Annotated in this window: 15 protein-coding genes; 10 read left to right on the forward strand and 5 right to left on the reverse strand. The window is 65.4% G+C overall.

What is annotated here, in order from left to right:
• Nucleotides 1-42: 42 nt before the first annotated feature.
• Nucleotides 43-561: a DUF6101 family protein gene (locus tag Q2941_RS20740; protein ID WP_458193581.1), complete on the forward strand. Its 519-nt coding sequence runs from the start codon at nt 43-45 to the stop codon at nt 559-561.
• Nucleotides 562-639: 78 nt separating this feature from the next.
• Here the strand turns inward: Q2941_RS20740 and Q2941_RS20745 are convergent, their stop codons facing one another.
• The 3 genes from Q2941_RS20745 to Q2941_RS20755 form a co-directional block, all read right to left on the reverse strand.
• The gene (locus tag Q2941_RS20745) at nt 640-2,859 is read right to left on the reverse strand and encodes an outer membrane protein (protein WP_458193582.1); all 2,220 of its coding nucleotides are present in this window, start codon (nt 2,857-2,859) and stop codon (nt 640-642) included.
• Nucleotides 2,860-3,173: 314 nt separating this feature from the next.
• Nucleotides 3,174-4,103 (reverse strand): 4-hydroxybenzoate octaprenyltransferase, encoded by a 930-nt coding sequence (gene ubiA, locus Q2941_RS20750; protein WP_458193583.1) that lies wholly within the window; start codon nt 4,101-4,103, stop codon nt 3,174-3,176.
• Nucleotides 4,100-4,768 carry a hypothetical protein gene (locus tag Q2941_RS20755; protein WP_458193584.1) on the reverse strand — a complete coding sequence of 223 codons (669 nt, stop codon included), beginning with the start codon at nt 4,766-4,768 and terminating at the stop codon, nt 4,100-4,102. The genes ubiA and Q2941_RS20755 overlap by 4 nt, the downstream gene beginning before the upstream one ends.
• A 211-nt stretch (nt 4,769-4,979) precedes the next feature.
• Here Q2941_RS20755 and Q2941_RS20760 point away from each other — a divergent pair, with 211 nt between their 5' ends.
• The 6 genes from Q2941_RS20760 (at nt 4,980) to Q2941_RS20785 (ending at nt 10,921) form a co-directional block, all read left to right on the forward strand.
• On the forward strand, nt 4,980-5,735 hold the full coding sequence (locus tag Q2941_RS20760; RefSeq protein ID WP_254110863.1) for a 16S rRNA (uracil(1498)-N(3))-methyltransferase: 756 nt from the start codon (nt 4,980-4,982) through the stop codon (nt 5,733-5,735).
• A 114-nt stretch (nt 5,736-5,849) separates the two neighbouring features.
• Entirely contained in the window at nt 5,850-7,004 is a 1,155-nt protein-coding gene (locus Q2941_RS20765) for an ATP phosphoribosyltransferase regulatory subunit (protein ID WP_027525035.1), read from the forward strand.
• Nucleotides 7,001-7,978 carry an ATP phosphoribosyltransferase gene (gene hisG, locus Q2941_RS20770; protein ID WP_458193585.1) on the forward strand — a complete coding sequence of 326 codons (978 nt, stop codon included), beginning with the start codon at nt 7,001-7,003 and terminating at the stop codon, nt 7,976-7,978. The genes Q2941_RS20765 and hisG overlap by 4 nt, the downstream gene beginning before the upstream one ends.
• 120 nt (nt 7,979-8,098) lie before the next feature.
• On the forward strand, nt 8,099-9,145 hold the full coding sequence (locus Q2941_RS20775; RefSeq protein WP_458193586.1) for a glycosyltransferase family 2 protein: 1,047 nt from the start codon (nt 8,099-8,101) through the stop codon (nt 9,143-9,145).
• The gene (locus Q2941_RS20780; protein WP_458193587.1) at nt 9,142-9,990 is read left to right on the forward strand and encodes a ChbG/HpnK family deacetylase; all 849 of its coding nucleotides are present in this window, start codon (nt 9,142-9,144) and stop codon (nt 9,988-9,990) included. Before Q2941_RS20775 ends, Q2941_RS20780 begins: the two co-directional genes overlap by 4 nt.
• A gap of 124 nt (nt 9,991-10,114) precedes the next feature.
• Entirely contained in the window at nt 10,115-10,921 is an 807-nt protein-coding gene (locus Q2941_RS20785) for a DUF2076 domain-containing protein (protein WP_027525031.1), read from the forward strand.
• Between the two features lie 71 nt (nt 10,922-10,992).
• Here Q2941_RS20785 and Q2941_RS20790 read toward each other — a convergent pair whose 3' ends face one another.
• Entirely contained in the window at nt 10,993-11,793 is an 801-nt protein-coding gene (locus Q2941_RS20790; RefSeq protein ID WP_458193588.1) for a L,D-transpeptidase, read from the reverse strand.
• Nucleotides 11,794-12,105: 312 nt separating this feature from the next.
• Here Q2941_RS20790 and Q2941_RS20795 point away from each other — a divergent pair, with 312 nt between their 5' ends.
• A complete protein-coding gene (locus Q2941_RS20795; RefSeq protein ID WP_027525029.1) occupies nt 12,106-12,879 on the forward strand; it encodes a protein phosphatase CheZ in 774 nt (257 codons plus the stop codon).
• Between the two features lie 161 nt (nt 12,880-13,040).
• Here the strand turns inward: Q2941_RS20795 and Q2941_RS20800 are convergent, their stop codons facing one another.
• Nucleotides 13,041-13,562 (reverse strand): hypothetical protein, encoded by a 522-nt coding sequence (locus Q2941_RS20800; protein ID WP_027525028.1) that lies wholly within the window; start codon nt 13,560-13,562, stop codon nt 13,041-13,043.
• Nucleotides 13,563-13,903: 341 nt separating this feature from the next.
• Here Q2941_RS20800 and Q2941_RS20805 point away from each other — a divergent pair, with 341 nt between their 5' ends.
• Together Q2941_RS20805 and groL are read left to right on the forward strand one after the other, a co-directional pair.
• The gene (locus Q2941_RS20805) at nt 13,904-14,200 is read left to right on the forward strand and encodes a co-chaperone GroES (RefSeq protein WP_027525027.1); all 297 of its coding nucleotides are present in this window, start codon (nt 13,904-13,906) and stop codon (nt 14,198-14,200) included.
• A gap of 188 nt (nt 14,201-14,388) precedes the next feature.
• Complete coding sequence (groL, locus tag Q2941_RS20810) at nt 14,389-16,020, forward strand: chaperonin GroEL (protein ID WP_458193589.1); 1,632 nt, start codon at nt 14,389-14,391, stop codon at nt 16,018-16,020.
• The last annotated feature ends 22 nt before the right edge of the window (nt 16,021-16,042 follow it).

The raw sequence follows: 16,042 nt of genomic DNA on the forward strand, positions 1-16,042 counted from the left end.
GCATCGACCGGGAACATAATCCCGGCGGGGAGACTAAGAGCCGTGAGGCGTCAAACAGCAACAAGCGGGGCCAATCCCGCCGGGTCGAGCCGCTCCTTGCGGCTCGACCCTCTTTCGCTGCCGGTCCGTTTCGATGCGCATGATCCGCGCGCCGACGGCCATGTCAGGCAGATCGAGCTTCATCGCGAACGCGTCGTGCTGCGGCGTGCCGTGCGCGGCATGCAGATGGCCGTCAACGTCCGCGTCAGCGATTTTACCGGTATCGCGCTGCGCGGCATCGACGACACGCAAATGCTCGTCCTCGTGCATCGCGATCCCTCGCTTGCCGTTCCGCTTCTGGTCAGTGCCGACACTGATGAGATCGCGCAGGCGTGGACGATGTGGAGCGAGATCTTCGCCCTGCCCCAGCTCGACGAAAAGCGGCGCGATCCCGCAGCCCGGCGCCGCCGCCGCAACGCGATCCGCGATCGACGTCCGAAATTCCTGATGCGCCGGCGCGCCGGCGTCGCGCGGGAACTCACCGTTCATCGCGGCGAGCGCGAGATCATCGCAAGGAACTGAGCCCGAGCCTGGGTGCAGCAGACCAACGAAAAGGGCCGCCCCTCGGGACGGCCCTTAAACATAATCGCGCAAGCCGCGTTACTGTCCGAACTTGTAGCTGACCCTGAGCCGCGCGACATCGGTCGTCAGATGATTGCGGACGACGCAATTGGCCGCGGGATAGCTGCTGCCACAACCGTTAGCCCCGTTGGCGAGGACGATGTTCGCGTCACGATCCTGATACATCGTGTGCAGGAATTCACCACCAACAATCCAGTTCGGGCTCAGGGCATACTCCACGCCCGCGCCGATCACGCCGCCCCAGAGCACACCGCTGCGGTTGGCCGTGATTCCCGTGGCAGCACCGGGAGCAAACCCACCGAAGCAGGTCGTCGTCGTGTTGCAAAAATCGGTCCCGGTCTGCTGGACGTCGGCCCAGGCGGCGCCGCCGGTCACATAGGCCAGCGCATTGTTGACCACCACGCCGGCGCGGGCCCGGATCGTTCCGCTGACATCTGCCTTGGCTCCAACGGTCATCGCGGTGGTGTCAGCACCACCGATGACGGACTCTTTAAATCTGCTGTTGCCGTTCACATCAGCTTCGATACCGACCAGACCTCTGCCGAACTGATAATTGTAGCCGATCTGCGCGCCGCCGGTGAAGAAGCCGCCCGTGGGCGTCGCGGTGGAGCAATAAAAGCAGGGATCATCGAAGTGCGATGCCGCCATTCCACCGCCGGCGTTGCCACCGATGTAGAAGCCCGTCCAGTTGGTGAGCGCAGCGACCGGCACCGCCTTCACGGAGACCGGTGCCGGGTCCCCGAACTTGTAGCTGAGCCTGGCGCGCGCTACGTCGGTCGTCAGCTGGTTGCGGACGACGCAATTGGCCGCGGAGCGGCCGCCACAAATGCTAGCGCCATTGGCAAGGATGATGTTCGCGTCACGATCTTCATAGACAGTATGAAGGTATTCGGCGCCGAGGATCCAGTTCGAGTTCAGGGCGAACTCAACACCCGCTCCGATCACGCCGCCCCAGAGCGTGCCGCTGCGATTGGCGGTGACTCCGGTCGGAACGCCGAAGTTCGCGCTCAAAGGATCGTTGTTTCGCTCGACCCCGGTCTGCTGGACGTTTGCCCAGGCAGCGCCGCCGGTCACGTAAACCAAGGCATTGTCGATCACGACACCGCTGCGGGCCCGGATCGTTCCGCTGACATCGGCCTTGCTGGCAACAGACATTGCTCGCGTCCAGTCACCGCCAATGACGGACCCCTTGAAGTCGCTGTTGCCGTTCACGTCGGCTTCGATGCCGACCAAGCCGCTCCCGAACTGGTAGTTGTAGCCGATCTGCCCACCGCCGGTGAAAAAGCCGCCCGTGGGCATTGCGGACGAGCAATAGTAGCAGGGATCATCGAAGCGGGACGAGGCCATGCCTCCGCCGGCGTTGCCGCCGATATAGAAGCCCGTCCAGCTATAGACCGAAGCCACCGCCGGAGCCTTCGCATAGCGCGGGCCGGCGCCGGCATAGGCGTCGGTCGAGACCGGAACGGGATCGCCGAACTTGTAGCTGAGCCTGACGCGTGCGACGTCGGTCGTCAGTTGGTCGCGGATGACGCAGTTGGCCGCGGGGCTGCCTTGACATCCGTTGGCGCCAGCAGCAGTTACGATATTGGCGCCACGGTCCTGGTACACCGTGTGGAGGTATTCAGCGCCAACGATCCAGTTATTGGGCAAGGCGTATTCAACGCCCGCTCCGATCACGCCACCCCAGAGCACGCCACTGCGGTTGGCGGTAAATCCTGTCGGAGCACCGAAAGCAATTCCGCCGGAGCAGCCCAGCATCGAGTTGCAAAGTTCGGTCCCGGTCTGCTTGACGTCGGCCCAAGCGGCGCCGCCAGTCGCATAAACCAAAGCGTTGTCGATAACGAGGCCGGCGCGGGCCCGGATCGTTCCGCTGACATCTGCCTTGGTTGCAACATTCAAGGCGTAGGTGTCATAGCCACCGATGACGGACCCTTTAAACCTGCTGTTGCCGTTCACGTCAGCTTCGATGCCGACCAGGCCGCGACCGAATTGATAGTTGTAGCCGATCTGCGCGCCGCCGGTGAAAAAGCCGCGCGTGGGTGCCGCGGATGAAGAATAATAGTCGGGATCGTCGAAGTGCGACGAAGCCACGCCGCCGCCGAGATTGCCGCCGATGTAGAAGCCCGTCCAACTGTAAACTGCCGCTGGCGCCTTGGTGTGAACCGGGGCGAGATCCGCCGCAGAGCCTGCCACCGTGGTGGCGAAAAGAGCAGCCGCGGCCGCGAGGGTGGTTCTCATTGCAATACTTCACTTCCAATTGACGGAGCCAAATCAGCTCGACGTTGCAAGTATGCTGATACGGCACTCTCTCCACCCAGACTATTGCCGCTCAGACACAGCCATGGAGATGCAATTGGATCACAGCGTCATTCGTGCCGGCCTAAAACGACAGCCATGGCGTCGCTACCCATGTCGCTCAAAGGCCAACCGTTGAAAATTGCATCGCAATCAAACACTTCCACGCGCGCGCGGGCACGCCACAATTTTAAAGATGGGCTTACCATAAGCAGACGAAAGATGGTGGGCACGGCGCAAGCGCGCCTTTGCCCACCCTACGAAGCGCGCATCACTGCATCCGCGAGCAGCCCCGCGAAGAGCAGCAACCCCGCGTGCTTGTTCGACTTGAACAGGCGCAGGCAGAGCGCCCCGTCGCTGATGTTCAGCCGTCTGATCTGCCAGGCCAGGTGCGCGGCGAAAGCGGCAAGCCCGAGCCAGGCCGGCCAGTGCACGTCAGCGGAGGCGAGCGCGACACCGATCAGCATCACCGCGAGCCCGTAGAACATGATCAGCGCCTGATGCGTGTGCGCGCCGAACAGGCGCGCGGTGGACTTGACGCCGATCAGCGCGTCGTCCTCGGCGTCCTGATGCGCATAGATCGTGTCGTAGCCGATCACCCAGGCGATCGAACCTGCATAGAGCACGAGCGCAGTCAGATCGACGCGCGCGAAGGTGACGGCAAAGCCCATCAGCGCGCCCCAGGAGAAAGCGAGGCCGAGGAAGACCTGTGGCCACCAGGTGACGCGCTTCATGAAGGGATAGATGGCGACGATCACGAGCGAGGCGATGCCGGTCATGACGGCGAAGCGATTGAACTGGAGCAGCACGGCAAGGCCGACCAGCGCCTGCGCGACCAGGAAGGCCAGCGCCTGCTTCACGGTGATTTGCCCTGCTGGCAGCGGCCGCGAGCGCGTGCGCTCGACCTTCGCGTCGAGGTCGCGGTCGGTGATGTCGTTCCAGGCGCAGCCCGCGCCGCGCATGACGAAGGCACCGACGAAGAACAAGAGGACCGTGAGCGGCAGATGACGGATGTCGCGCGCCATGCCGGCGGCGAGCGCCGCCGACCACCAACACGGCATCAACAGCAGCCATGAGCCGATCGGACGATCGTAGCGGGACAGCCGTAAGTAGGGCTGCGCCCATCGGGGCGCGAGCGTATCGACCCAGTTGCCGGTGGAATCGGCAACGCGGGACGCATCACTCATCGGCTCAGGACGTTGCCGTTGAGCGTGTCGAAGGTGTTGCCGCCCTTCTTGGCGACATTGACTTCGGGCGCCGACCCGGAGCCCACCACATCGCTCAGGGACGGGCCGGCCGGCCCGCGCTGCTTCATCTGCTGCGCCACCTGGCAGACCTTGTTCTGCATGCCCTCGCTGTTCTTGTGCCCGGCCTTCAACTGCTCGTTGATCTGCGGAGGAATTCCGCACTTAGCGGAATTGGTCTCGACATATTTCATCATTTTCACTTCGGCCTGGACGAAATTGCGGATCAGGCCGCAGGCCTCATCTGGCGGCGCATGGCGATCGCTTGCGGCCTTGATCAGCTTGCCGCGCTTCTCCGTCTCGTCCCGCAGCGCCATGAAGGCCTTCATGCACTGCTCGGCGCCGGCGCTGGGCGCGCTCGGCGGCGCGGCGCTGAAGTTGCCGCCGCCGACCGGCGGGGCACCGTTGGTCGGGAACGAAGCCTGCGGCGGTGGCGCCCCGATGCTGGCGACCGGCGCGCGGCCGTTGACCGGCGGAAAGGCGGAATCGTTCGCGGGGGCCGCAGCCTGGCCGGGCAGCGGCGCGGGGAACGCGCTCTGCGCCTGGACGCTGGCCGCGCCCATCGCCACCAAGGCGGCAGTGATCGGAACCATCAAGCGACGGATCATCAAGGCTGTATCTCCGGCAGGATCCACAGGGGGGCGGCGCCTTCCCAATTTGAAGCGCAACCGGCATTTTCGCGCTTTTACGATTCCTGCCGGCCCTTAACAACCCGTCGAATAGGGCAAGAGCGCGGCGCGGGGAAGCACGCGAGGGGCAATATTTACCCCTAAATCCCCGCTTTCGGTTAAGAACGGCCGCAAACCGGACCCTGAACGCATGCCTTCCCACGACTTCCGCGCCCCCCGCCTGTTCGTCGAGGCCGACCTTATCCAGGACACCAAGGTCGCGCTCGACCGTGACCAGAGCAACTATCTCGGCAACGTGCTGCGGCTTGGTGCCGGCGATGCCATCCTGGCGTTCAACGGCCGCGACGGCGAATGGCAGGCCGCTATCGAGGGCCGCAAGCGCCCCGATGCCCTGGTGATCCTCAAGCAGACCCGCGCGCAGGACGGACTGCCCGACCTCGTCTACGTCTTCGCGCCGCTCAAGCACGCACGGCTGGATTACGTCGTCCAGAAGGCGGTGGAGATGGGCGCCTCGACCCTTCAGCCGGTGCTGACCCGCTTCACCCAGGCATCACGCGTCAATGGCGAGCGGATGCGCGCCAATGCCATCGAAGCGGCCGAGCAATGCGGCATCCTGAGCCTTGCAATCGTGGCCGATCCGGTTCCGCTGGAGCGCTTTCTCAGCCAGCGCGCCGCGCAGCGGCTCCTGGTGTTTTGCGACGAGGCGGCGGAGACCGAAAGCCCGATCGAGGCCCTGAAAGCGGCGCGCGATGCGGCGCAGGGCATCGACGTGCTGATCGGTCCCGAGGGCGGCTTTGCCGAGGAGGAGCGCGCCCTGCTCCTGCGCCAGCCCCATATCCTGCGCCTGGCTCTGGGTCCGCGGATCCTGCGGGCCGACACGGCGGCGGTAGCGGCCCTTGCGCTGGTCCAGTCCGTACTCGGCGATTGGGGCGGCCAGCCGGGCTAGGTGACCATTAAGCCATTGGTCCATTGGAGGTCGAAACCGTCATCGGGCCATGCTAAGGGGCTGCGCCAACTGACCTCCCCTTACCCCGGTTTCACCGGGAAACCGGACCTCGCTATGACCGCGACTGCCACCTCAAATGCTGCCGGCTCCGCCGCCTGGGCGGATACGCTGCTGTTGTCGTTCGCGCAGGCCGGTTACGTCCACGCCGAGCCCGCGATTCTCCAGCCGGCCGAGCCGTTCCTCGACCTCTCCGGCGAGGACATCCGCAAGAGCCTCTACCTGACCACCGATGCGACTGGTGAAGAGCTCTGCCTGCGCCCGGACCTGACCATTCCCGTGGCCCGCGACTACCTCGCCTCGGGGCGCGCCGGCGAGCCCGCCGGCTTCAGCTATCTCGGCCCGGTGTTTCGTTACCGGAGCGGCCGCCCGAGCGAGTTCCTGCAAGCCGGCATCGAATCCTTCGGCCGCCAGGACCGCGCTGCGGCCGACGCCGAGATGCTGGCACTGGCCCTGGAGGCGACCGCGGCCTTCGGCGTCCGCGACGTCGAGATCCGCACCGGCGACGTGGCGCTGTTCAATGCCGTGATCGACGCGCTCGACCTGTTCCCGGTCTGGCGGCGCCGGCTGATCAAGGATTTCAACCGCAAGATCAGCCTCGAGCAGGATCTGGAACGACTCTCGATCGCAACCGCCACCGCCCGCAACGAGTATGAGGGCGTGCTGGCGGCGCTCGCAGGCTCCGACCGCAAGGCGGCGCTCGCACTCGTCACCGACCTGATGTCGATTGCAGGCACCACCAATGTCGGGGGCCGCACCACGGCCGAAATCGCCGACCGCTTCCTCGAGCAATCCACCCTGAAGAGCGGCGCCCTGCCGCGCGAGGCGCTGACCGTGCTCAAGCGCTTCCTATCGATCGCGGGCAATCCGGATCAGGCGGTTGCCGAGCTGCGTGCGCTCGCGGCGGATACCAGGCTGGATATTTCGGCGGCGATCGACCTGTTCGAGAACCGCGTCGGCTTCATGGCCGCGCGCGGCATCGACGTGAAGGAGACGCGCTTCTCGACCTCGTTCGGGCGCGGTCTCGACTACTACACCGGCTTCGAGTTCGAAGTGCATCACAGGGGCAACGGCGTCGAGCCGCTGGTCGCAGGCGGCCGCTATGACGGCCTGATGACCCAGCTCGGATCGCAGACGCCAATCCCCGCAGTCGGCTTCTCGGTCTGGGTCGATGCGCTCGCCAAGATCGGCCGCAAGGAGCTTAAGTCATGAGCGCGCCGTTCGTTCTGGCCGTTCCGTCCAAGGGCCGCCTGCAGGAAAACGCCGAAGCCTTCTTCGCGCGTGCCGGACTCAAGCTGTCCAAGGCCGGCGGCGCGCGCGATTATCGCGGCACGATCGTCGGGCTCGACAATGTCGAGATCGCCTATCTCTCCGCGAGCGAGATCGCCTCGCAGCTGGCCCGTGGCACGGTGCATCTCGGCGTCACCGGCGAGGATCTCGTGCGGGACAGCATTCCGGACGCTGATGGTCGCGTCCTGCTGATCGAAGGGCTGGGCTTCGGTTACGCCGATGTAGTCGTTGCCGTGCCGCAGGCCTGGATCGATGTCCGCACCATGGCCGATCTCGACGACGTCACCACCGGTTTTCGCGAGCAGCACCACCGGCGGATGCGGGTCGCGACCAAATTCATCAATCTCACGCGGGCCTTCTTTTCGAGCCACGGCATCGTCGACTACCGGATCGTCGAGAGCACCGGCGCGACCGAAGGCGCGCCCGCGGCCGGCACCGCCGAGCTGATCGTCGACATCACCACGACCGGCGCCACGCTCGCCGCCAACGGCCTGAAGATCCTCGACGACGGTGTCATCCTGCGCAGCCAGGCCAATCTGGTCGCCTCCAAGGACGCCGACTGGTCGCCGGAGGCGCGCGAGACGGCGCGCGTGATCCTCGATCACATCGCGGCCCGGGCGCGGGCAAACCAATACCGCGAGGTCCGCACCCGCTTCCGGCAGTGCGATGCGGCATTGCTGAGCGAGGCGCACCGGAATTTCGGCGTGGAGGCGCCGTTCGGCGGCCCGACCTCGTCGGGCATGTTGACGCTGCACTGCCCGCCCGCAAAACTCTATGCGCTGGCGAGCTTCCTGCGCGATCATGGCGCCGAGACGGTCTCGGTGGTCTCGCTCGACTACGTCTTCGACCGGGAGAACCCGCTGTTCGCCAAGCTCGAAGCGTTCCTGCGGCGGTGAGGCGCAAGAACTCTGGGGAATCTCCGGGGCATCCGCATGGCGCGTTCAGCGTAGCGACAGGTAACGACAGCTACCATATGCTGTTCGAACGAATTTTGAGTGCCTCTGGAACCTTGATCGATGACGCTGGGCTCTGACGTTTCCGCCCTGACCACCACCGCGACGAGCGCCGCGGCCAAAGGGCTGTCGATTGTCGTGCCGGTCTATAACGAAGCGGCGGGGCTTGCCTCGCTGCACCAGCGGCTCTGCGATCTCGCCAGGACGCTGCGGGACCGCTATCGCCTCGCCTGCGAGGTCGTCTATGTCGACGACGGCAGCGCGGATTCGACGCTTGCGATCGCCCGCGCGCTGCCGGCCGATGCGATCGACGTGCAGGTGGTGTCGCTGTCGCGCAATTTCGGCAAGGAGGCCGCGCTGATGGCCGGCCTCGACCACGCAAGGCGCGGTGCCGTGATGTTCATGGACGGCGACGGCCAGCACCCGCCGGCGCTGGTGGAACAGCTCGTCGGGCACTGGATCGATGACGGCTACGACGTCGTCTATACCGCCAAGGCGCATCGCGACAACGAGCCGTTCCTGCGGCGGCTCGCCGTGCACGGCTTCTACGCGCTGATCAATTGGGGGGCGCGGCAGAAGATCCCCGAAGACGCCGGCGACTTCCGCCTGCTCTCGCCGCGCGCGGTCGCAGCGCTGCGGCAATTGCCGGAGCGCAACCGCTTCTTCAAGGGGCTGGCGAGCTGGATCGGCTTCCGCCAGATCCGCGTCGACTACGAGCCCGCGGCACGCGCCCATGGCGTGACCACCTTCAACGCGGCGCGGCTGCTCGGCCTCTCGATCGAGGGCCTGACCTCGTTCTCGGTGGCCCCCTTGCGTTTTGCCAGCCTGCTCGGCGTGGTGCTCGCGGGCGGCGCCTTCCTGTTCGGTCTGTCCATCCTCTGGGAAGTCTGGACCACCGGCAAGCAGGTGCCCGGCTATCCCTCGCTCGTCGTCGGCCTGATGACGATCGGCGGCGTGCAGCTCATCATGATCGGCATCGTCGGCGAATATATCGGCAAGATCCTGTCCGAGCTGAAAGCGCGGCCGATCTACTTCGTCGCCGAGCACACTGAGAAGCTTGTCGAGACTGACAAGGCCGACCAGGCCCCGAGCCGGACGGCGGCGGAATGAATGAAGCGGCGAAGCCGCGGCGTATCTGGCTCTGCGCCGACGATTACGGGATCAGCGCGGGCGTCAATCGCGCAATCCGCGACCTCGTCGAACGCGGCCGTCTCAATGCGACGTCGGTGATGATGCCAGGGCCTGCGATCGGCCGCGGCGAGGTCGACGCGCTGGAGGCGTCCCGGACAAACAGCCCGCGCTGCGCGATCGGATTGCATGTCACGCTGTCGGCGCCGTTCCGCCCGCTGACCATGCATTTCCGTCCGCTCGAAGGCGACATGTTCTTAGCCTTTCCAAAGCTGCTGCGTGCGGGACTGCTGCGGCGGCTCGACCGCGAGATCATTTACGCAGAGGTGAAGGCGCAGCTTGCGGCCTTCGCGCAGGCGTTCGGCCGCGCGCCTGATTTCGTCGACGGTCATCAGCATGTGCAGCTCTATCCGCAGGTGCGCGACGCCTTCGTCGCCGCCGTCAGCGAGGCCGCGCCAAATGCCTGGGTGCGCCAGGGCGGCCGCGAACTGCCGCTGATGCAGCGGCTCGCCTCGCCGAAGGCGCTGGTGCTGGATGTCCTGAGCGCACAATTCCGCCGCCGCGCGCGGCAGGCCAGCCTCGCCTTCAATCCTGCCTTCGCAGGCGCCTATGACTTCATGCGGGACGAGGCCGATTTCGGCAAGCTGATGGCCGGGTTCATCGCGGGCCTGCCGGACGGCGGACTCGTGATGTGCCATCCCGGCTTCGTCGACGACACCCTGCGTAGCCTCGATCCGATGACTGATGTCCGCGAGCGCGAGCACACATATCTCGCAAGCGAGGCCTTCCCTCAGCTCCTGGCCGCGAACAACGTGACATTAGCGTGAAACCGCCGGGCGCAAGGGACCGGGCAGCTTGTCGCATACGGAAATTTAATCCGCACCCCACTGTTGGCGCCACAATGGAACCCTACATCTTCGGCGCGCTTGGTTTGCGCAAGGGAGATCGATCATGACGCCGCAAGAACGCCAGCTCGTCGACGAGCTTTTCGACCGGCTTTCCAAGCTTGAGAATGCACCGCGCGATCCGAACGCGATCGCCGCCATCAATGACGGCCTGAACAAGGCGCCCAACGCCATGTATGCGCTGGTCCAGACCGTGCTTTTGCAGGACGAGGCTCTGAAGCGTGCCAATGCCCGCATCCAGGAACTGGAGGCGAGCCATACCCCCGAACCGGCTCAATCCGGCGGCTTCCTCGATTCCATGCGCGATACCCTGTTCGGCGGCAGCCAATCGCGCGGCTCGGTGCCGAACGTGCCGCCGCGTGACCAGCGGCCGGTCTGGAACTCCGGCCAGACAATGCAGCAGGCGCAACCGCCCGGCTACGGCCAGCCGCCTTATGCACAGCAGCAGGGTTATGGCGCCCCGCCCTTCGGCGGTGGCGGCGGCTCCTTCCTCGGCACGGCGGCCGCAGCTGCAGCCGGCGTCGTCGGCGGCTCGATGCTGCTCTCCGGCATCCGCAACATGATGGGCGGGATGGGCGGATCGCATCAGGCTTTTGGCGACACCACGACCGAGCGCGGTGGCGGCAGCCCGTGGGGCGGCAGCGACCAGTCCGGCGGCTCGCTCGCGCGCGACGCGGGCGTCAACGACATCGGCTCCAACCGCGGCCGCGATGAGTCCCACCAGGGCTTCCTCGACCAGGCGTCGAACGATCGGAACGACGATCAGCAGGACTATGACGATACCGAAAACATCGACATGGCCGACGACAGCGATTTCGACGGCGGTGACGACGGCGGCAGCGATTACGCGTAAGCAGCATCACCCTCAAATGCAAAACGGCCGCCCTTCCGGCGGCCGTTTTCGTTTCGCGGCTCTCGCCGCGTTCACATCACCACGACCCTGGTGCCGACATTGACGCGGCCGTAGAGGTCGATGACGTCCTCGTTGCGCATGCGGATGCAGCCGGAGGAAACGTTGGTGCCGATGGTCCAGGGCTCGTTGGAGCCGTGGATGCGATACAGCGAAGAGCCCAGATACATCGCGCGCGCACCGAGCGGATTTTCAGGGCCGCCTTCCATGTGCCGCGGCAGGTCGGGACGGCGTGCGATCATTTCCGCCGGCGGCGTCCAGTCCGGCCATTCGCGCTTGGCCGTGATCGCCTTCACGCCCGACCAGGTGAAGCCGGGACGGCCGACGCCGATGCCGTAGCGCAGTGCCCTGCCGTTGCCCTCGACCAGATAGAGGAACTTGTTGGGCGTATCGACGACAATGGTGCCGGCGCCCTCCCTGCCCTCGTACGCGACGAGTTGCTTCTCGAACCTCGGATCAAAGGGTCGCGAGCGCGGATCGGCGACCTCCTGCTGCGGCACTGCGCCCTGCATCTGCGGCTCGCCCATCGGCGGCAAACGGCGCTGGTCGTAATAGGCCGGCTGCTGCTGATACGTCGGCTGCTGCTGCGGATAATAGCGCTGGCCGCGCTCCTCGCCGCCGAACAGGAATTCGATGAAGCCGCCGCCCATGTTGCCATTGGAGGCGACGCGCACCGGCTGCGGCGGCACCTGGGGCGCATAGAGCACGGCGGGCGGATCGGATGGCACGGTGTTGTCGAAGGCGGCGGCGCGATCGGCGCCGGCGATAAAGGAGCAGGCGCTGCCGAGCAGCGCGACAGACATTTTCTTGAACATCGACGTACTCTGTACTGTTTCGTCTGGTGCGTTCATCGCGGCGGGCGCAGACCTGCCCTTCGCGATGCGGCCCACTTAAAATCAAAAGCCGTTTGGTTTGGTAAACGGAAACGGCGTCTTGATTCACCACGTCGCGAACGACTGCGCCTTTTGTCCGCTAGCGTTTATTTTCGGTGAACGGCTGACACGCATGGTTAATCGACGGTGAGCACGCGAATTGCCCGCAATCGCAAAGCAGTTCCCGCCGTGAACGTCGTGTTAAATCCCTTCTGTCTACAAAGACCGCGTGAGTGAGGTGGGGGGAGTTTCAATATGGCTGTTCACCGCAAACGTTTTCGCGCCGAGGAAGCTATCGTCGGCGAGATGCCTATTTCCGAGATGATTGACGAGACCGCTCCGATGCACAGCGAGATCATGGCCGAGCTGCGCGCGATCCGCGCGCAAATGGCGCGCAACAGCCAGGCCGCGAACGCCGCGCCGCCCTCGACCGAGGCCGTCGTCGCGCAGGAAGTCGCCGACACGCGCGCGATGCTGGAGACCTACCGCGCCCAAATCGAGCAGTGCGAGAAACTGAAGGTCGAGCTCGACCTCATTCATGACGCCATCGATCGCACCAAGCGCGAGATCGCGACGCTGCACGGCAAGAGCTTCGACGGCGGCGAAATGGCCAAGGTCAATGGCGAGCTCGGCGCGGTGGTCGGCGGCACCGAGCAGGCGACCCAGCAGATCCTCGAAGCGGCCGAGTCGATCGACCAGGCCGCGAGCGCGCTCTCCAAGGTGGATTCGGTCGACCAGCAGAAGCGGCTCGCCGACGACATCCAGGAACGCGTCATCTCGATCTTCGAGGCCTGCAACTTCCAGGACCTGACCGGTCAGCGCATCAACAAGGTGATGGGCACGATGAAGTTCATCGAGCAGCACATCAATGCGATGATGGAGATCTGGGGTGGCGTCGACGCGATCAAGGCCCACGCGCAGCCGATCATCGACACCCGCGACGAGGACGCCAAGCTCCTCAACGGCCCGAAGCTCGCCGGCGACGTCGGCCACGCCTCGCAGGACGACATCGACGCCCTGTTCGACTGAACGCACGGGACACGAAGAGAAACAAGACGCCGGCGGGAAGCCGGCGTTTTTGTTTGGCCGTCATTGCGAGCGAAGCGAAGCAATCCAGAGCGGCTTCCGCGCCGGCAGTCTGGATTGCTTCGTCGCTTTGCTCCTCGCAATGACGAGTGGCTAGGTCTCGCTTACGCCCTCGGCGCGCAGCGGACGTAAACCATGTTGCCGTAGCGGGTGGCGGCGTCCTTGTCGATGAAGCGGGTGACCATGACGCGGCCGTCGAAGGAGACGATCTCGCGGTCCTGCTCGCTGGGGGTCGGGCCGGCCGGTCCGATATAGTTCTTGCCGCTCGGTGAACCCTTCAGCCGCAGCTCCTGCGGCGTCGCCTGGTCGGCCAGATGCATGATCACGCCGCCGCTCGAGCCGGCGCCGATCACATAGGGATTCTTGCACTGGGCGCGGGCCGCAGCCTCGGTGCGGGCGCGGTCAGCCGGGTTCTGGAACGAGGCAAGGCCCCAGCGGCCGACGATCTCGTCGGCGCGGATCGAGGCCGGCATCTCCGGCCCGGTGCCCGGCTCGGCCTCCGGCGCCGGCGAGGACGACGAGAACGACGGCAGGCTCATACCGCCGCCACATGCACCCAGCAGCAGCGCCAAGGCTGCGGCGGCGCCCAGCTTGGCAACCGTCCGCGCGTGAGCTGAACTGATCATGGCATTCCCCCGAGCAAAGCGCCCCCCAAACACGAGCCTGGCAGCCCCCTCCCGCAGCCAAGCGCAAAACCGCTGTCGGGGCAATGACGTCGTAGATTACGCCAGCGTCCCCAATTCGTTTCGATCGTCAACATCCTATATCCGTCTCACCAATGGCTTAACCACCTTTGCTTGACAGGATCGCGGCCAAGCCATATTTCCGGGCGCACTATTAGCACTCGGGAAGCCCGATTGCTAAAGCGCGCCGTTCGATCCTGGCATTCGATCCAGAGGTCGGACGGGGGCGCAGGCCCCTCATCTACTTCCGCTGCTTCCGAAGCGAGCTTCCAAAGGGAAACGTCATGGCTAAGTCCAAATTTCGTCCGCTGCATGACCGTGTCGTGGTCAAACGTATCGATGCCGAGGAAAAGACCAAGGGCGGCATCATCATTCCCGACACCGCCAAGGAGAAGCCGTCCCAGGGCGAGATCGTCGCCGTCGGCCCCGGCGGCCGCGACGAGGCGGGCAAGCTGATCCCGATCGACCTCAAGGTCGGCGACCGCGTGCTGTTCGGCAAGTGGTCGGGCACCGAGGTCAAGATCGACAATGAAGATCTCCTGATCATGAAGGAGTCGGACATCATGGGCGTCCTGGCCTAAGGCCGACCGCCCCCAACCCCGCCGCACGCACCATTGTCATGCCCGGGCAGAAGCGCGAAGCGCGTCTTCGCGCCAGATGACCCGGGCATCCATCCTTCCTCGCAAGACGATGGATTGCCGGGCCTCCATCCGGCAATGACGACGGAAACGTGCGGCTCCCATCCAGTTTAGGTTCCCAGGAGCAAAAAATGGCTGCCAAAGACGTCAAGTTTTCCGGAGACGCGCGCGAACGCATGCTGCGCGGCGTCGACATTCTCGCCAACGCCGTCAAGGTGACGCTCGGCCCGAAGGGCCGCAACGTCGTCATCGAGAAGAGCTTCGGCGCGCCCCGCATCACCAAGGACGGCGTCACCGTCGCCAAGGAGATCGAGCTCGAGGACAAGTTCGAGAACATGGGCGCCCAGATGGTCCGTGAGGTCGCCTCCAAGACCAACGACCTCGCCGGCGACGGCACCACCACCGCGACCGTGCTGGCCCAGGCCATCGTGCGCGAAGGCGCCAAGGCGGTTGCGGCCGGCATGAATCCGATGGACCTCAAGCGCGGTATCGACACCGCGGTTTCGGCTGTCATCAAGGACATCGAGAAGCGCGCCAAGCCGGTCGCCGCCTCCTCCGAGGTCGCCCAGGTCGGCACCATCTCGGCCAACGGCGATGCCGCCATCGGCAAGATGATCGCGCAGGCGATGCAGAAGGTCGGCAACGAGGGCGTCATCACCGTCGAGGAGAACAAGTCGCTCGACACCGAAGTCGACATCGTCGAGGGCATGAAGTTCGACCGCGGCTATCTGTCGCCCTATTTCGTGACCAACGCCGAGAAGATGACCGCCGAGCTCGAGGACGCCTACATCCTCCTGCACGAGAAGAAGCTCTCGGGCCTGCAGGCCATGCTGCCGGTGCTGGAAGCCGTGGTGCAGTCCGGCAAGCCGCTCGTGATCGTCGCCGAGGACGTCGAGGGCGAGGCGCTGGCCACCCTGGTCGTCAACCGCCTGCGCGGCGGCCTCAAGGTCGCGGCCGTCAAGGCGCCGGGCTTCGGTGATCGCCGCAAGGCCATGCTCGAGGATCTCGCGATCCTCACCGGCGGCCAGCTGATCTCCGAAGAGCTCGGCATCAAGCTCGAGAACGTCACGGTGAAGATGCTCGGTCGCGCCAAGAAGGTCGTGATCGACAAGGAGAACACCACGATCGTCAACGGCGCCGGCAAGAAGCCGGACATCGAGGCCCGCGTCGGCCAGATCAAGGCCCAGATCGAGGAGACCACCTCGGACTACGATCGTGAGAAGCTCCAGGAGCGTCTGGCCAAGCTCGCCGGCGGCGTCGCGGTGATCCGCGTCGGCGGCGCGACCGAGATCGAGGTCAAGGAGAAGAAGGACCGCGTCGAGGACGCGCTCAACGCCACCCGCGCAGCCGTGCAGGAAGGCATCGTCCCCGGCGGCGGCGTCGCGCTGCTCCGCGCCAAGAAGGCGGTCGGCCGTCTCACCAACGCCAATGCCGACGTGCAGGCCGGCATCAACATCGTGCTGAAGGCGCTGGAAGCTCCGGTCCGCCAGATCTCCGAGAACGCCGGCCTCGAAGGCTCGGTCGTCGTCGGCAAGATCCTGGAGAACAAGTCCGAGACCTTCGGCTTCGACGCTCAGACCGAGCAGTATGTCGACCTGGTCGAGAAGGGCATCATCGACCCCGCCAAGGTGGTCCGCACCGCGCTGCAGGACGCCTCCTCCGTGGCCGGCCTGCTGGTGACCACCGAAGCGATGGTCGCCGAGCTGCCGAAGAAGGAAGCAGCGCCGGCGATGCCGGCCGGCGGCGGCGGCATGGGCTTCTGAGTCCGTCGCAACCAGCCAAAAA

The organism is Bradyrhizobium sp. UFLA05-153 (genome assembly GCF_054185185.1).